At 54.6% G+C, this 16,113-nt stretch carries 15 protein-coding genes; 12 read left to right on the top strand and 3 right to left on the bottom strand.

Features of this window, described 5'->3' with window-relative positions:
- Window positions 1-23 precede the first annotated feature (23 nt).
- The 9 genes from citD (at window position 24) to AC6I4B_RS19550 (ending at window position 10,447) form a co-directional block, all read left to right on the top strand.
- On the top strand, window positions 24-317 hold the full coding sequence (gene citD, locus AC6I4B_RS19590; protein WP_497767553.1) for a citrate lyase acyl carrier protein: 294 nt from the start codon (window positions 24-26) through the stop codon (window positions 315-317).
- Window positions 314-1,183: a citrate (pro-3S)-lyase subunit beta gene (gene citE / locus AC6I4B_RS19585; RefSeq protein WP_497767551.1), complete on the top strand. Its 870-nt coding sequence runs from the start codon at window positions 314-316 to the stop codon at window positions 1,181-1,183. Before citD ends, citE begins: the two co-directional genes overlap by 4 nt.
- Before the next feature lie 10 nt (window positions 1,184-1,193).
- Window positions 1,194-2,714: a citrate lyase subunit alpha gene (citF, locus tag AC6I4B_RS19580; protein ID WP_497767550.1), complete on the top strand. Its 1,521-nt coding sequence runs from the start codon at window positions 1,194-1,196 to the stop codon at window positions 2,712-2,714.
- Complete coding sequence (citX, locus tag AC6I4B_RS19575; RefSeq protein WP_497767548.1) at window positions 2,714-3,265, top strand: citrate lyase holo-[acyl-carrier protein] synthase; 552 nt, start codon at window positions 2,714-2,716, stop codon at window positions 3,263-3,265. The genes citF and citX overlap by 1 nt, the downstream gene beginning before the upstream one ends.
- A complete protein-coding gene (gene citG, locus AC6I4B_RS19570) occupies window positions 3,243-4,151 on the top strand; it encodes a triphosphoribosyl-dephospho-CoA synthase CitG (protein ID WP_497767547.1) in 909 nt (302 codons plus the stop codon). Before citX ends, citG begins: the two co-directional genes overlap by 23 nt.
- Before the next feature lie 179 nt (window positions 4,152-4,330).
- On the top strand, window positions 4,331-5,152 hold the full coding sequence (gene dapB, locus AC6I4B_RS19565) for a 4-hydroxy-tetrahydrodipicolinate reductase (RefSeq protein WP_497767545.1): 822 nt from the start codon (window positions 4,331-4,333) through the stop codon (window positions 5,150-5,152).
- 455 nt (window positions 5,153-5,607) lie between these two features.
- Entirely contained in the window at window positions 5,608-6,756 is a 1,149-nt protein-coding gene (gene carA, locus AC6I4B_RS19560) for a glutamine-hydrolyzing carbamoyl-phosphate synthase small subunit (protein WP_497767543.1), read from the top strand.
- An 18-nt stretch (window positions 6,757-6,774) separates the two neighbouring features.
- Window positions 6,775-9,999: a carbamoyl-phosphate synthase large subunit gene (carB, locus tag AC6I4B_RS19555; protein ID WP_497767542.1), complete on the top strand. Its 3,225-nt coding sequence runs from the start codon at window positions 6,775-6,777 to the stop codon at window positions 9,997-9,999.
- A gap of 214 nt (window positions 10,000-10,213) precedes the next feature.
- Window positions 10,214-10,447 (top strand): YgdI/YgdR family lipoprotein, encoded by a 234-nt coding sequence (locus AC6I4B_RS19550; RefSeq protein ID WP_497767540.1) that lies wholly within the window; start codon window positions 10,214-10,216, stop codon window positions 10,445-10,447.
- Window positions 10,448-10,489: 42 nt separating this feature from the next.
- Here the strand turns inward: AC6I4B_RS19550 and AC6I4B_RS19545 are convergent, their stop codons facing one another.
- Genes AC6I4B_RS19545 through idnO form a run of 3 tightly spaced genes read right to left on the bottom strand, consistent with a single transcriptional unit; the run spans window position 10,490 to window position 12,264 of the window.
- A complete protein-coding gene (locus tag AC6I4B_RS19545) occupies window positions 10,490-10,957 on the bottom strand; it encodes a NanQ anomerase/TabA/YiaL family protein (protein ID WP_497767539.1) in 468 nt (155 codons plus the stop codon).
- A complete protein-coding gene (locus tag AC6I4B_RS19540; RefSeq protein WP_497767537.1) occupies window positions 10,954-11,484 on the bottom strand; it encodes a gluconokinase in 531 nt (176 codons plus the stop codon). Before AC6I4B_RS19540 ends, AC6I4B_RS19545 begins: the two co-directional genes overlap by 4 nt.
- 15 nt (window positions 11,485-11,499) lie before the next feature.
- Complete coding sequence (gene idnO, locus AC6I4B_RS19535) at window positions 11,500-12,264, bottom strand: gluconate 5-dehydrogenase (protein ID WP_497767535.1); 765 nt, start codon at window positions 12,262-12,264, stop codon at window positions 11,500-11,502.
- 256 nt (window positions 12,265-12,520) lie between these two features.
- Here idnO and AC6I4B_RS19530 point away from each other — a divergent pair, with 256 nt between their 5' ends.
- From AC6I4B_RS19530 to AC6I4B_RS19520, 3 genes are all read left to right on the top strand, one after another.
- Window positions 12,521-13,513 carry a LacI family DNA-binding transcriptional regulator gene (locus tag AC6I4B_RS19530; protein ID WP_497767534.1) on the top strand — a complete coding sequence of 331 codons (993 nt, stop codon included), beginning with the start codon at window positions 12,521-12,523 and terminating at the stop codon, window positions 13,511-13,513.
- Between the two features lie 176 nt (window positions 13,514-13,689).
- Entirely contained in the window at window positions 13,690-14,640 is a 951-nt protein-coding gene (locus AC6I4B_RS19525) for a 2-hydroxyacid dehydrogenase (RefSeq protein WP_497767532.1), read from the top strand.
- A gap of 58 nt (window positions 14,641-14,698) precedes the next feature.
- Entirely contained in the window at window positions 14,699-16,009 is a 1,311-nt protein-coding gene (locus AC6I4B_RS19520; protein ID WP_497767531.1) for an MFS transporter, read from the top strand.
- Window positions 16,010-16,113 lie beyond the last annotated feature (104 nt).

Below are 16,113 nucleotides of genomic sequence, written 5' to 3'. Positions count from 1 at the left end.
ACCGTTAACAAGGAATACAAGCTATGGAAATCATTAAAAATGCCCTGGCAGGCACGCTGGAATCCAGCGATGCGATGGTCAGGATTGGACCATCGACTGAGCCTGGGATCCAACTGGAGCTGGAAAGCCTGGTGAAGCAGCAGTTTGGCGCTGCGATTGAGCGAGTGGTGCGAGAAACGTTGGCGAAGCTGGGCGTTGAAAACGCGCAGGTCAGCGTGGATGACAAAGGGGCGCTGGAATGCATTTTGCGTGCAAGAGTTCAGGCGGCAGCGCTGCGTGCAGCAGAACAAACGGATATTCAATGGAGCGCGTTATGAAACCTCGTCGCAGTATGCTGTTTATCCCCGGTGCTAACGCGGCGATGTTAAGCACCTCCTTTGTGTATGGCGCTGATGCGGTGATGTTTGATCTTGAAGATGCCGTTTCCCTTCGCGAAAAAGATACCGCGCGTCTGTTGGTGCATCACGCGTTACAGCATCCTTTCTATCGGGATGTAGAAAAAGTGGTGCGGATTAACCCGCTGAATACGCCGTTCGGGCTGGCTGACCTTGAAGCCGTTGTTCGCGCGGGCGTTGATATTGTTCGCCTGCCCAAAACCGACAGCAAAAACGATGTGCTGGAGCTGGAAGCGCAGGTTGAACGCATCGAACGCGAGTGCGGGCGCGAAGTGGGCAGCACCAAACTGATGGCGGCGATTGAATCTGCAATGGGCGTGGTCAACGCCGTTGACATTGCCACGTCCAGCCCGCGAATGGTGGCTATTGCGTTAGCCGCTTTCGATTACGTGATGGACATGGGGACGTGTCGTGGCGATGGCAGCGAGCTGTTTTACGCGCGCTGCGCTGTGCTACATGCGGCGCGTGTAGGGAAAATTGCCGCCTATGACGTGGTGTGGTCGGAAATTGATAACGAAGAAGGCTTTCTTAAAGAAGTGCAGCTAGCGAAAGGGCTTGGATTTAATGGCAAATCGTTGGTTAACCCTCGCCAGATTGAGCTACTGCATCAGGCCTATTCACCGACGCACAAAGAGGTTGATCACGCGCTGGAGGTTATCGCAGCGGCTGAAGAAGCCGAGTCTCGCGGGCTGGGCGTGGTATCGCTCAACGGCAAAATGATTGATGGCCCAATTATCGACCACGCGCGCAAAGTGGTGGCGTTATCGGCATCCGGTATTCGTGATTAAGGAAGGAACCATGAAAGAGACAGTGACAATGCTGAATCAGCAATACGTAGTGCCGGAAGGGTTACAGCCTTACGAAGGGGTGACGGCAAACAGCCCGTGGCTTGCCAGCGAGACAGAGAAACGCCAGCGCAAAGTGTGTGACTCTCTGGAAGATGCCATCCGCCGCTCTGGCCTGCAAAGCGGGATGACCGTCTCCTTCCATCACGCGTTTCGGGGTGGCGACAAGGTGGTCAACATGGTGATGGCGAAGATTGCAGAAATGGGTTTTCACTCACTGACACTGGCCTCCAGCTCATTGATTGATGCCCACTGGCCGCTGATTGAACATATTAAAAACGGCGTTATTCGCCAGATTTACACCTCCGGCCTGCGTGGCAAACTGGGGGAGGAGATCTCTGCGGGGCTGATGGAAAACCCAGTGCAGATCCACTCTCACGGCGGGCGCGTGAAGCTTATCCAGAGCGGTGAACTGAAGATTGATGTCGCCTTTCTGGGGGTTCCGTGTTGTGATGAGTTTGGCAATGCCAACGGTTTTAGCGGCAAATCGCGCTGCGGATCGCTGGGTTACGCGCAGGTGGATGCCGAACATGCCCGTTGCGTGGTGCTGCTAACGGAAGAGTGGGTGGGCTACCCGAACTATCCGGCGAGCATCGCGCAGGATCGCGTGGATTTGATTGTCCAGGTGGATGAGGTGGGCGATCCGGCGAAGATAACCGCCGGGGCGATCCGTTTATCCAGTAACCCACGCGAACTGCTGATTGCTCGTCAGGCGGCCAATGTGATTGAACATTCCGGTTATTTTAACGACGGTTTTTCATTGCAAACCGGAACCGGCGGCGCTTCACTGGCGGTGACGCGCTTCCTGGAAGATAAAATGCGTCGCCATCACATCACCGCCAGCTTTGGCCTGGGGGGGATCACCGGAACGATGGTGGATCTGCATGAAAAAGGGTTGATCAAGGCACTGCTGGACACTCAATCCTTTGATGGCGATGCGACCCGTTCTTTGGCGCAAAACCCGCATCATATTGAAATTTCAACGAACCAATATGCTAACCCCGCTTCTAAAGGCGCGGCCTGCGAGCGTCTGAACGTGGTGATGCTGAGTGCGCTGGAGATTGACGTTAATTTCAACGTCAATGTCATGACCGGTTCAAATGGCGTGTTGCGCGGCGCATCCGGCGGCCACAGCGATACGGCGGCGGGCGCGGACCTCACCATTATTACCGTGCCATTAGTTCGTGGGCGTATTCCCTGTGTGGTGGAAAAGGTGCTGACCACCGTAACGCCCGGCGCGAGCGTCGATGTGTTAGTGACCGACCACGGTATTGCCGTCAATCCGGCTCGCCAGGACTTGATTGATAACCTGCGCGCCGCCGGTGTGCCATTGATGACTATCGAGCAGCTCCAGCAGCGGGCTGAACTGCTCACCGGCAAGCCTGAACCGATCGCTTTCACTGACCGCGTGGTTGCCGTCGTTCGCTACCGCGATGGTTCCGTGATTGATGTTATTCGTCAGGTTAAACGTTGATGGACGGCGCAGCGCTGCTATCCGGCGGCCAGCCAGCGACGCTTGAAGAGGTACTGCTTGCGCGTGAAAAACGCGCGAGCAGGCAGCGTCAGGCGATCGATTGCTATCGGCTACCGCTTATCTCTTTCTCACTGGTTGCCCCTGGCGCGGTAAAGAATTCGCCAGTATGGCGGCGGGTTGTGGACTACGCAGTGGGCGAAATCACGGCGCTTTGCCAGCAGAGGGAATGGGTGATTGTCTGGGAAAAACGCGTTGATGAACGTAGTGGCCCGGAATGGATGGCAGCCGTCTGCGCTCCTGCGAAGGAACTGAAACGGCAGATGTTGATGCTGGAGACGCACCACGCGCTGGGGCGGCTCTGGGATATTGATATTGTGCAGAGCGATGGACAGTCGCTCTCTCGCCGTGAACTGGGGTTTCCTGCCCGATGTTGTCTGGTTTGCCAGCAGGAAGCCCATGTCTGCGCTCGGGGGCGACAGCATACGCTCGACCTCCTGCTGGATGAAATTGCACGAAGGATTGAAAGCTATGAGCGTGAGCACTGTGACTGAACGGCATCGGGTAGACAACCTGTCGCCGCAGGGTGGGGACATCATCAGGCTGGTGGAACGGGCGTTGTTAACTGAAGTCCGTTTAACGCCGAAACCGGGGCTGGTGGATATTCGTAATTCAGGCGCGCATCAAGATATGGATTTGGCGGCGTTCGAGCGCAGTACCGCAGCCATTGCGCCCTGGATGGAAAAGTTTTTCATTATGGGCAACAGCACGGCACAACTGGAGGCGGAAAACGTGCTGGTGATGTTGCGACCGCTGGGGATGGCCTGTGAAAACGACATGCTACAGGCGACGGGCGGGGTGAATACCCATCGTGGCGCAATCTTTGCCTTTAGCCTGCTCAGTGCGGCGATTGGGCGTATTGTGGCAAGGCAAGAAGCGCTGGAGCAAAACCGTATTTGCGATCAGGTCGCGCGTTTGTGCCGAAATATTGTCGCCCGTGAGCTTTCCTCTGGTAAAGGCAGGAAGCCGACGACAGGAGAGGCGCATTTTCTACGCTTTGGGTTATCGGGCGCGCGCGGCGAAGCGGAAAGCGGGTTTCGCACTGTCAGAACCCAGGCGCTGCCCGTTTACAATAGAGTGTTACAAGAGCACTGCGACACCAACCTGTCCTTAATGCAAACGCTTCTGCATTTGATGGCCTGGAATGATGACACCAACTTAGTCTCTCGCGGCGGGTTAGAGGGCCTTTATTACGTACAGCAGCAGGCGCAAAAAATATTATGGCAGGGCGGTGTGCTGGTTAATGGTGGCATTGAAGCAATGCAGGCGCTGGATGATGAACTTATCTCGCGTCATCTTAGCCCCGGCGGCAGCGCAGATTTACTGGCGGTAACCTGGTTTTTGAGTCATTTCCCCAGTGGGGCACTCTATTCTGAGTAAGTTTCACTTCATTTCTCTCCCGTGATAATGATTCATCCTGCGGGATGAATCATGCCTTTTACTGATACGCCTCTCTGTTTATCATTTTATTCTAATTATTGTCGTTTTCGGCTGGCGGCTCTGAAGTGGGCTGGTTACTCTGAGAACGGTTTACGCAAAATTAACATAAGAGAATAGCTATGCATGATGCACAAATCCGCGTCGCCATTGCAGGCGCTGGCGGCCGCATGGGACGCCAGTTAATCCAGGCAACATTGGCGATGGAAGGCGTTCAACTGGGCGCAGCGCTGGAGCGTGAAGGCTCTTCTTTACTGGGCAGCGATGCCGGTGAACTGGCGGGCGCGGGGAAGTCGGGCGTTACCGTTCACAGCAGCCTCGAAGCCGTAAAAGATGATTTCGACGTTTTCATCGATTTTACTCGCCCGGAAGGGACGTTAACGCATCTGGCATTTTGCCGCGAGCACGGTAAAGGCATGGTCATTGGTACGACCGGTTTCGACGATGCTGGCAAACAGGCGATTCGCGATGCCTCGCAAGAGATTGCCATTGTGTTTGCTGCCAACTTTAGCGTCGGCGTAAACGTCATGCTGAAGCTGCTGGAGAAAGCGGCAAAAGTGATGGGCGACTATACCGACATCGAAATTATTGAAGCGCACCATCGCCATAAAGTGGATGCACCGTCAGGCACTGCGCTGGCAATGGGCGAGGCGATTGCCTCGGCGCTGGATAAAGATCTGAAAGATTGCGCGGTCTATAGCCGTGAAGGCTACACCGGCGAGCGTGTGCCGGGCACTATCGGCTTTGCCACCGTGCGCGCGGGCGATATTGTCGGTGAACATACGGCGATGTTTGCCGATATCGGTGAGCGTGTAGAGATAACGCATAAGGCCTCCAGCCGCATGACGTTTGCCAACGGCGCAGTGAGATCGGCTTTGTGGATAAAATCAAAGCGTAATGGTCTTTTTGATATGCGTGATGTGCTGAATTTGAATGAATTATAACGATTTATTACCCGTAGTGATGTGGTTGTTGTAGTCGTAGTTCGTTGATTACAAAGGGCAATAATTTATTGCCCTTTATTTTAAGTTCTTTTTATCAATTTGATTTTGAAGCTCTCATTTTTATATGTTTAGTGGCAAAAATGTGTTGGTTAAATGTAAATTTTGACCATCTGGTCTACTTTTTCGCGATCTTCCCCACGATTTAACACTCTTCCTGCTCCGCAAGCGTTTTCCACAATGAGTTAGTTGATCTTTTTGGCGGTTTTTGGCTGGTGGTTTCACCAGTGCCATAAAATAATAATAAAAAATGCCCTTTAAGGTAGACTTTTGCCGAGGCTGTCTCTAGAATGCCGCCGTTTGCCAGAAATTCATCGGTAAGCAGATTTGCATTGATTTATCGCATTGAAATGAATTAATATGCAAATAAATCGAGTAAATATTCTCTGGAGGGTGTTTTGATTAAGTCAGCGCTATTGGTTCTGGAAGACGGAACCCAGTTTCACGGTCGGGCCATAGGGGCAACAGGTTCGGCGGTTGGGGAAGTCGTTTTCAATACTTCAATGACCGGTTATCAAGAAATCCTCACTGATCCTTCTTATTCTCGCCAAATCGTCACTCTTACTTATCCCCATATTGGTAATGTCGGCACTAACGCCGCTGATGAAGAGTCTTCCCAGGTTCACGCACAAGGTCTGGTAATTCGTGACCTGCCGCTGATTGCCAGCAACTACCGCAACACTGAAGACCTCTCTTCTTACCTGAAACGCCATAACATCGTGGCGATTGCCGATATCGATACTCGTAAGCTGACGCGCCTGCTGCGTGAGAAAGGGGCGCAGAACGGCTGCATCATCGCAGGCGATAATCTGGATGCCGCACTGGCGCTGGAAAAAGCCAAAGCGTTCCCTGGCCTGAACGGGATGGATCTGGCGAAAGAAGTGACCACGGCTGAAAGCTATAGCTGGACACAAGGGAGCTGGACACTGGCGGGTGAATTGCCAGAAGCGAAGTCCGAAGAAGAGCTGCCGTTCCACGTCGTTGCCTACGATTTTGGCGCGAAACGCAACATTCTGCGGATGCTGGTTGACCGTGGCTGCCGCCTGACGGTGGTTCCGGCGAAAACCTCTGCGGAAGAGGTCCTGAAGATGAATCCAGACGGTATCTTCCTCTCCAACGGCCCTGGCGACCCAGCGCCGTGTGACTACGCTATCGACGCGATTGAAAAATTCCTCCAGACCGAGATTCCGGTATTTGGCATCTGCCTCGGCCATCAGCTACTGGCGTTGGCGAGCGGTGCGAAAACCATCAAGATGAAGTTCGGCCACCACGGCGGCAACCATCCGGTAAAAGACCTGGACAAAAACGTGGTGATGATTACCGCGCAGAACCACGGTTTTGCGGTAGATGAAGCCACGCTGCCAGCTAACCTGCGTGTAACGCACAAATCGCTGTTCGACGGCACGCTGCAAGGCATCCATCGTACCGATAAGCCTGCGTTCAGCTTCCAGGGCCATCCGGAAGCCAGCCCAGGCCCGCACGATGCCGCACCGCTGTTCGACCACTTTATCGAGTTAATTGAGCAATACCGTCAGTCCGCGAAATAATCAGGAGTTAAAAGAGCCATGCCAAAACGTACAGACATAAAAAGTATCCTGATTCTGGGTGCGGGCCCGATTGTTATCGGTCAGGCGTGTGAGTTTGACTACTCTGGTGCGCAGGCGTGTAAAGCGCTGCGCGAAGAGGGTTACCGCGTCATTCTGGTGAACTCCAACCCAGCCACCATCATGACTGACCCAGAAATGGCCGATGCCACCTACATCGAGCCGATTCACTGGGAAGTGGTACGCAAGATTATTGAAAAAGAGCGCCCGGATGCAGTGCTGCCGACGATGGGCGGCCAGACGGCGCTGAACTGCGCGCTGGAGCTGGAACGTCAGGGCGTACTGGCCGAATTTGGCGTCACCATGATTGGTGCGACCGCCGACGCGATTGATAAAGCCGAAGACCGCCGCCGTTTCGACGTGGCGATGAAGAAAATCGGCCTCGACACCGCGCGTTCCGGTATCGCGCACAATATGGAAGAAGCGCTGGCGGTTGCCGCTGACGTCGGCTTCCCGTGCATCATCCGTCCATCTTTCACGATGGGTGGCACTGGCGGCGGTATCGCTTATAACCGCGAAGAGTTCGAAGAAATCTGCGAACGCGGTCTGGATCTCTCTCCAACCAACGAACTGCTGATTGATGAATCACTGATCGGCTGGAAAGAGTACGAGATGGAAGTGGTGCGTGACCGCAACGACAACTGCATCATCGTCTGCTCTATCGAAAACTTCGATGCGATGGGCATTCATACCGGTGACTCCATCACCGTGGCGCCAGCGCAGACGCTGACCGACAAAGAGTACCAAATCATGCGTAACGCCTCGATGGCGGTACTGCGTGAAATCGGCGTTGAAACCGGCGGTTCTAACGTTCAGTTCGCGGTGAACCCGAAAAATGGTCGCCTGATTGTTATCGAAATGAACCCGCGCGTTTCCCGCTCCTCGGCGCTGGCATCGAAAGCCACCGGCTTCCCGATTGCTAAAGTGGCGGCAAAACTGGCGGTGGGTTACACCCTCGACGAACTGATGAACGATATCACCGGTGGTCGTACTCCGGCCTCCTTCGAGCCGTCCATCGACTACGTTGTCACCAAAATTCCACGATTCAACTTCGAGAAATTCGCGGGCGCGAACGACCGTCTGACCACTCAGATGAAATCGGTCGGCGAAGTGATGGCGATTGGCCGCACTCAGCAGGAATCATTGCAGAAAGCGTTGCGCGGCCTCGAAGTCGGCGCGATGGGCTTCGACCCGAAAGTGAGCCTCGATGACCCGGAAGCGCTGACCAAAATCCGCCGCGAGCTGAAAGACGCAGGCGCAGAGCGAATCTGGTACATCGCGGATGCCTTCCGTGCTGGCCTGTCGGTTGACGGTGTGTTCAACCTGACCAACATCGACCGCTGGTTCCTGGTACAAATTGAAGAGCTGGTACGCCTGGAAGAGAAAGTGGCGGAAGTGGGCATTAATGGCCTCGACGCTGACTTCCTGCGGATGCTGAAACGCAAAGGCTTTGCCGATGCGCGTCTGGCTAAACTGGCGGGCGTTCGTGAAGCGGAAATCCGCAAGCTGCGCGACCAGTACAACCTGCACCCGGTCTACAAACGCGTGGATACCTGCGCTGCAGAGTTCGCCACCGATACCGCTTACATGTACTCCACTTATGAAGATGAGTGCGAAGCCAACCCGTCCGTTGACCGCGACAAAATCATGGTGCTCGGCGGCGGCCCGAACCGTATCGGCCAGGGTATCGAGTTTGACTACTGCTGCGTACACGCCTCGCTGGCGCTGCGCGAAGATGGTTATGAAACCATCATGGTCAACTGCAACCCGGAAACCGTCTCCACCGACTACGACACTTCCGACCGCTTGTACTTCGAGCCGGTCACGCTGGAAGACGTGCTGGAAATCGTCCGTATCGAAAAACCGAAAGGCGTTATCGTTCAGTACGGCGGTCAAACCCCGCTGAAACTGGCGCGCGCGCTGGAAGCGGCTGGTGTACCGGTTATCGGCACTAGCCCGGACGCTATCGACCGTGCAGAAGACCGCGAGCGCTTCCAACATGCGGTTGACCGCCTGAAGCTGAAACAACCGGCGAATGCCACTGTAACGGCGATTGAAATGGCGGTTGAGAAGGCGAAAGAGATTGGTTATCCGCTGGTGGTGCGCCCGTCCTACGTGCTGGGTGGCCGGGCGATGGAAATCGTCTACGACGAAGTTGACCTTAAACGTTACTTCCAGACTGCGGTAAGCGTTTCTAACGATGCGCCAGTGCTGCTCGACCGCTTCCTCGACGATGCGATTGAAGTGGACGTGGACGCCATCTGCGACGGCGAAATGGTGCTGATTGGTGGCATCATGGAACATATCGAACAGGCTGGCGTACACTCCGGTGACTCCGCCTGTTCACTGCCCGCTTACACGCTGAGCCAGGAAATTCAGGATGTGATGCGCCAGCAGGTGCAGAAACTGGCCTTCGAACTGCAAGTGCGCGGCCTGATGAACGTGCAGTTTGCGGTGAAAAACAACGAAGTCTACCTGATTGAAGTCAACCCACGTGCGGCGCGTACCGTACCGTTCGTCTCCAAAGCGACCGGCGTACCGCTGGCGAAAGTGGCGGCGCGTGTGATGGCTGGCAAAACGCTGGCACAGCAGGGCGTGACCAAAGAAGTTATTCCACCGTATTACTCGGTGAAAGAAGTGGTCCTGCCGTTCAACAAATTCCCGGGCGTTGACCCGCTGTTAGGGCCAGAAATGCGCTCTACCGGGGAAGTGATGGGCGTAGGCCGCACCTTCGCGGAAGCCTTTGCGAAAGCGCAGCTGGGCAGCAGCTCCACCATGAAAAAACAGGGCCGCGCGCTGCTCTCCGTTCGCGAAGGCGATAAAGAGCGCGTCGTAGACCTGGCGGCAAAACTGCTGAAACAGGGCTTTGAGCTGGACGCGACCCACGGCACGGCGATTGTGCTGGGCGAAGCGGGCATTAACCCGCGTCTGGTGAATAAGGTGCATGAAGGTCGTCCGCACATTCAAGACCGTATCAAGAATGGCGAATACACTTACATCATCAACACCACCGCAGGCCGCCAGGCGATTGAAGACTCCAAGCTGATTCGCCGCAGCGCACTGCAATACAAAGTGCATTACGACACCACGCTGAACGGCGGTTTCGCAACCACCATGGCGCTGAATGCCGATGCTACTGACAAAGTGACGTCGGTACAGGAAATGCACGCGCAGATTAAGAAGTAAGCCGCACCGCTTGTATCCGGCGGGTGGCGCTTCGCTTACCCGCCCTACAAAAATCACATTTTCCACCTGTAGGCCGGATAAGGCGCAGCCGCCATCCGGCAACACCCCCCTCCGTACTTCTTCGGAGTGTTCTGGTTTTCCATCTCCCGTCAGTCAGTTAGCCTAAAATGGTTAGGTCGATAATGAAATTCAACTGAAAAGCAGGGAGAACACCATGCGAAATAAACTTCTGGCTACCTCAATTTTTGCTGCAGCCGCTCTCTTTACCGTCGCCGGTTGTTCATCCAACCAAACGTTAAAGACCACAGACGGCAAATCTATTGTCACCGACGGTAAGCCGCAGGTTGATAAAGATACCGGCCTGGTATCGTACAAAAATGCGGAAACCGGCAAAACCGAGCAGATTAACCGCGACCAGGTTCGCGAAATGAACGAGCTGGATAACTAACTGTTATCCGTGGCCCCGTGATTCGGGGCCAGCGCGCAACGCTTACAGCAGCGCGTTATCAATTTTGACGATGATTTTACGCAGCGGCGCGCCCGCGCCAGTGCTGCCCATCGGGCGATGCAGTTCGCCTGGAAAGAGAATCGCAATCTCTTCTGAGTGCAGATGAATCAGCGTTTCGCTGCTGATTTGGGTACAAAAACCGATATCATGCGCCGAATTAAACTCACCGTCTGGTGTGATTGCCAGCCCCTTATTTCCAGCTCCGATTACCTCCTCTCCCGCCAGTAAGATATGAATATCAATATATTGGCGATGAAACTCAGGGCGCTGCTCGGCAAGCGGTCGGGTGTCACCTTCAACGACGTTAAAAAACAGGTTATCGCCATCAACGGTATATTTGCCCGGCGGCAGGCTGTGCGGTTCCTGCTGGATAACCGCGCGCAACGCCTTGCGGATAACCGGCGGATAAAACGCGTTTTTTTCTGCGTTGAAAAGGGTATCGATAATCATGCTGGAATTCCCTGTACGGGTTGCGAAGGTAAAAGGGTGAGGGCGCGGGCAACAATGCTGCTGACATCCGTTGAAATATCGATTGGCTGAATATCTGGCTCGCTGTCATCCGGCGCCTCTAACGCCGCAAACTGGCTACGTAACAGGGCTTCTGGCATAAAGTGGCCTTTGCGCTGCTGCATTCGCTGCAAAATGCAGTCGTAATCGCCGGTAAGCCACAGAAAACACAGGTGGCGGTTGTCCTGACGTAACTGGTCGCGATAGCGCTTTTTCAGCGCTGAACAGACCAACACGCCGGACTCATTTTTCTGCCCAAGACTGAAAATGACATCGCTGATACGTTCGAGCCACGGCTGGCGGTCACTATCTTCCAGCGGTTGACCTGAAGCCATCTTGAGGATGTTGTGGCGGGGATGAAGGTCATCGCCGTCGATAAACTTGGCGCCCAGCGCTTGTGCCAGCGCCTGCCCGACGGTGGTTTTCCCCGTACCGGAGACGCCCATTAAAATAATGCATTGCTCTGCCATTGCGTGCTCCTTTCTTCAGACGGCAACCAACATGCCGCCATCGACAAACAGCAGATGCCCGTTAACAAAATCGGATGCTTTAGACGATAAAAACACCGCCGCGCCAACCAGCTCCTGCGGATCGCCCCAGCGGGCGGCGGGCGTGCGCTTGCACAGCCAGTCGGTAAAGGCTTTATCATCGACCAGCGCCTGCGTCATGGCGGTTTTAAAGTAGCCCGGCGCAATGCCGTTCACCTGAATATTGTGCCGCGCTAGCTCCACGCACATGCCGCGTGTGAGCATTTTGACCGCGCCTTTCGCGGCGGCGTAGGGGGTAATGGTGTCGCGACCAAGCTCGCTTTGCATTGAGCAAATATTGACGATTTTACCGGCGTTACGCGCCACCATGCGTTTGGCGACCGCCTGCGAAACCAGGAATACGGCGGTTTGGTTGACGGCGATAACGTCGTTCCACTCCTGAACGGGAAATTCGGTAAACGGGTGACGGCGCTGAATACCGGCGTTATTAAACAGTACGTCGATTGCGCCGATATTTTCTTCGATATGGGCGATGGCGTTTTCGACCGATTCCGCGTCGGTTACGTTAAATACTGCGGTATGGGCGGTTGCGCCCTCGTCGCGTAATTTCATCGCCGCCTGTTCCGCCCGTTCGGCGGAAATATCATTGATGATAATTTCTGCGCCATATTGCGCCAAACCCTGCGCCATGACGTAGCCGATCCCCTGCCCGGAGCCGGTAATTAAAATACGTTTGCCTTGTAAGCTGAAGAGATTGTTCATTACTGTTTCCTGTATCACGGCGGGAATGCACCTGAAAAAGTGCTTTCTATCTGACGGTTTTTGTCGGGGCTAAACCGTGATGGAGATCACTCTCAACGATGTTACGAAAAGGGGTTACAACATATGTGATCCAGGGCGAGAATAGACGGGGAAAACCGCGTCACACGCGGCCTGAGACGGGAGTCAGCGCATTCTCTTTTCGGTCGCCAACAGGCATAATATCGGGACACGGTTTCGGCAATAACAGGCAATATGAATGAAAGTACAACGGATAACGCTAGATGATATCGCCGCGCTGGCGGGCGTAACGAAAATGACCGTCAGCCGTTATTTGCGCACACCGGAAAAAGTAAAAACGGAAACGGCACAACGTATTGCCAGCGTAATTGAAGAAGTAGGTTATCAGCCCGATAGCGATAACCCAGCAATTGGCAGCCAGGCCGTGCCGCGTATTGGGGTACTTATTCCCTCCTTTAATAACCAAATATTCGCTGACCTTTTAGCGGGGATTGAATCCGTAACGACCGCCTACGGTTATCAAACGTTAGTCGTTAATTATGATTACGACAGCCAGCGAGAAGAGGAACAAATTGCCACCGTGCTGGCGCTGAATGTTAAAGCGCTGCTGTTAACTGAGTCCGTGCATACGCTTCGCGCCGAGAAATACCTCAAGGCAACTAAAATACCTGTCGCGGAAGTGATGGGGTTATCGGATAACGCGGGGCGTATTAACGTCGGCTTTGATAATTATCGCGCGGGGTTCGATATGACAAATATGCTGCTGGCGAGCGGCAAACGCCAGATTATCTATTTTGGATCCATGTCGGATATTCGTGATGAACAGCGTTACGCAGGCTACTGTAAAGCGATGGCGGAGGCGGGGCTGGCGGTGGGGCGTATCGCGCCCAATAAAGTCTCATCGGTATCGATAGGCACTGGCATGATGACCCTGGCGCGGCAGATGTATCAACAGATGGACGGTATTCTCTGTACCAACGACGATCTGGCGGTAGGCGTGTTACAGGAGTGCATCGCTTCGGGCATTGCCGTGCCGCAGGAGATAGCCATTGCCGGTTTCCACGGCCTGGAGATTGGGCAGATAGTCAGCCCGCGCCTCGCCAGCGTACTGACGCCGCGCTTCGAAATGGGCAAAGTGGCGACTGAAATCCTCATCAAGAAGATAAAAGGCTTACCCACTATTGAGAAAGTTGACCTCCACTACCGTTTGTCGATGGGTGAAACCCTCTAACATTCTGCGAAAGCGGCGCGATTGTTGGCGACCCGCGCGACTTTTGCTTCCACGATCACGTCATCCGTAACACAGATTTCTAACACGATCCCGCGTGATGTGGATCGCAAAACGCAGCGGTAAAAACCCGTTTGATAGGGCGTAACGAATTTCCGAACTCTCAAACAGGTAAAACGATGAATACTGCAAACCCGCATACTGTGTTGTTGATGGCTCCGGTTATTGACGGCTTGCTGGATAAACTCTCCACCGCTTTTCAGGTTTATCGCCTGTATGAACAGGTCGACCCGCAGGCGTTTCTTCAGCAGATGGGCGGTAAGGTTCAGGCGGTGGTCACGCGTGGCGATATCGGCGTTACCCGCGCCGTGCTGGAACAACTGCCGAACGTTGGGCTGGTGGCGGTGTTTGGCGTGGGCACGGATGCGGTCGATCTCGACTATACCCGCGCTCATGATATTGCGGTGACCATCACCTCTGGCGTGCTGACCAACGATGTCGCCGATTTGGCAATGGGGCTGCTGCTCGCGGGCGCTCGCCAGTTGTGTCAGGGCGATAAATTTGTGCGCGAAGGCAAATGGCTGGCGCAGGCTCCGGCGCTGGCAACTCAGGTGAGCGGCAAGCGAATAGGGATTTTCGGTATGGGTAATATCGGCCAGGGCATTGCTCGCCGCGCCAGCGGGTTTGATATGGAAATCCGCTATACCGACCGCAAAAAACTCAACCACCTTGATTATCACTGGTGCGCTGACCTTCATACTCTGGCGCATGAGAGTGATTTTCTGGTGATTGCTGCCTCTGGCGGCGCGGCGAACCGTGGGCTGATTGACGCCAGCGTCTTTAACGTGATGCCGAAACAGGCGTGGCTGATTAATATCGCGCGCGGCACATTGGTGGATGAACGTGCGCTGATTCAGGCGTTACAAAACGGTGTTATCGCCGGGGCGGGGCTGGATGTTTATGAAGATGAGCCGAATGTGCCTGCCGAACTTATCGCGATGGATAACGTGGTGCTACAGCCGCACGTTGCCAGTGCCACTCATGAAACCCGCCAGCGTATGAGTGACGTGGTGTTTAATAATGTCGCCGCCTTTTTTAACGCCGCGCCATTACCGAATGCCATTGATTAACACCCAGCTTCGCACACCATTTTATTACTGCGCCTTCCCTCGATAGAGAGTGTGAATTATGAATGAGAAAATACCTGGCACCCGCTGGTTGCGCATCATTGCGCCCGTTCTAATCGCTTGTGTTATTTCGTTTATGGACAGGGTTAATATTAGTTTTGCACTGCCCGGCGGTATGGAGTCTGACCTCGGTATTACCAGTCAAATGGCGGGTGTTGCCAGCGGTATATTTTTTATTGGTTATTTATTCCTGCAAATACCCGGTGGGCGTATTGCCGTTCACGGTAGCGGCAAACGTTTTATCGCCTGGTCGCTGATGGCGTGGGCGATAGTGTCGATTGCCACCGCTTTTGTCACTCATGAATACCAACTGCTGGCGCTGCGTTTTGTGCTGGGGATATCGGAAGGCGGGATGCTGCCCGTTGTGCTGACTATGGTGAGCAACTGGTTCCCGGAAAAAGAGATTGGCCGCGCCAACGCCTTTGTGATGATGTTTGCCCCGTTGGGCGGCATGTTAACCGCGCCGGTTTCTGGTGCGATTATCGCCGCGCTCGACTGGCGCTGGCTGTTTATCATTGAAGGGCTGCTGTCGCTGGTGGTGCTGCTGGTGTGGTGGCTGATGATAAGCGACCGCCCGGAAGAAGCGCGCTGGCTACCCGCCCGTGAACGTGAATATCTCCTTAACGCGCTCAATGCTGAACGGGAAGCGCGTCGCGCACAAGCGCCGGTCAGTAATGCGCCGGTACGGGAGGTGTTTCGTAATTCTGGCCTGATGAAACTGGTACTGCTGAACTTCTTTTATCAGACCGGCGATTACGGCTATACGCTGTGGCTGCCGACCATCCTTAAAAATCTTACCGGCGCGAATATGGCAAGCGTTGGCGTACTGGCTATCCTGCCGTTTATTGCCACGCTCGCTGGGATTTATATTATCTCGCTGTTTAGCGACCGTAGCGGTAAACGCCGCCTGTGGGTTCGATTCTCGCTGTACGGATTCGCCGTGGCGTTGCTGGCGTCGGTGGTGCTGCGTGACCACATCGTAGCGGCCTATATTGCGCTGGTGATTTGCGGCTTCTTCCTGAAAGCAGCGACTAGCCCGTTCTGGTCGATCCCTGGGCGTATCGCCATGCCCGAAGTGGCGGGTAGCGCGCGCGGGGTGATTAACGGCCTCGGCAATCTTGGCGGCTTCTGCGGCCCGTATCTGGTGGGGGTTATGATCTACTTCTATGGGCAAAACGTAGCGGTCTGCGCGCTGGCCGGTTCGCTGATTATCGCCGGAACCCTTACCTTCTTCCTGCCGAAAACCTGTGATCTGAGCGTGACGCCGGATGTCCCACCGGTTGCGGATAAACCCGCGAACCAACCTTCCTGAATGTGACTGGGGGGCGTTTGCCGCCCCCCATTTCCTGCGCTTACGCCAACTGACCCTGTCAGTGTCATCATTAACTGTCTAAACTCAGGGGTAAAATAATAAAG

It is taken from the genome of Kluyvera fluvialis, from assembly GCF_059725275.1.
Note: the sequence above shows the minus strand (reverse complement) of the source record. Positions and strands in the feature narration are given on the sequence as shown.

What these genes read in the sequence shown, in the direction of transcription:
- citD (WP_497767553.1), top strand. Translation starts at nt 24, where the DNA reads ATGGAAATCATTAAAAATGCCCTGGCAGGCACGCTGGAATCCAGCGAT.
- idnO (WP_497767535.1), bottom strand. Translation starts at nt 12,264, where the DNA reads ATGAACAATCTCTTCAGCTTACAAGGCAAACGTATTTTAATTACCGGC.
- AC6I4B_RS19525 (WP_497767532.1), top strand. Translation starts at nt 13,690, where the DNA reads ATGAATACTGCAAACCCGCATACTGTGTTGTTGATGGCTCCGGTTATT.
- AC6I4B_RS19545 (WP_497767539.1), bottom strand. Translation starts at nt 10,957, where the DNA reads ATGATTATCGATACCCTTTTCAACGCAGAAAAAAACGCGTTTTATCCG.
- carB (WP_497767542.1), top strand. Translation starts at nt 6,775, where the DNA reads ATGCCAAAACGTACAGACATAAAAAGTATCCTGATTCTGGGTGCGGGC.
- AC6I4B_RS19530 (WP_497767534.1), top strand. Translation starts at nt 12,521, where the DNA reads ATGAAAGTACAACGGATAACGCTAGATGATATCGCCGCGCTGGCGGGC.
- AC6I4B_RS19520 (WP_497767531.1), top strand. Translation starts at nt 14,699, where the DNA reads ATGAATGAGAAAATACCTGGCACCCGCTGGTTGCGCATCATTGCGCCC.
- citG (WP_497767547.1), top strand. Translation starts at nt 3,243, where the DNA reads ATGAGCGTGAGCACTGTGACTGAACGGCATCGGGTAGACAACCTGTCG.
- citE (WP_497767551.1), top strand. Translation starts at nt 314, where the DNA reads ATGAAACCTCGTCGCAGTATGCTGTTTATCCCCGGTGCTAACGCGGCG.
- AC6I4B_RS19550 (WP_497767540.1), top strand. Translation starts at nt 10,214, where the DNA reads ATGCGAAATAAACTTCTGGCTACCTCAATTTTTGCTGCAGCCGCTCTC.
- citF (WP_497767550.1), top strand. Translation starts at nt 1,194, where the DNA reads ATGAAAGAGACAGTGACAATGCTGAATCAGCAATACGTAGTGCCGGAA.
- AC6I4B_RS19540 (WP_497767537.1), bottom strand. Translation starts at nt 11,484, where the DNA reads ATGGCAGAGCAATGCATTATTTTAATGGGCGTCTCCGGTACGGGGAAA.
- citX (WP_497767548.1), top strand. Translation starts at nt 2,714, where the DNA reads ATGGACGGCGCAGCGCTGCTATCCGGCGGCCAGCCAGCGACGCTTGAA.
- dapB (WP_497767545.1), top strand. Translation starts at nt 4,331, where the DNA reads ATGCATGATGCACAAATCCGCGTCGCCATTGCAGGCGCTGGCGGCCGC.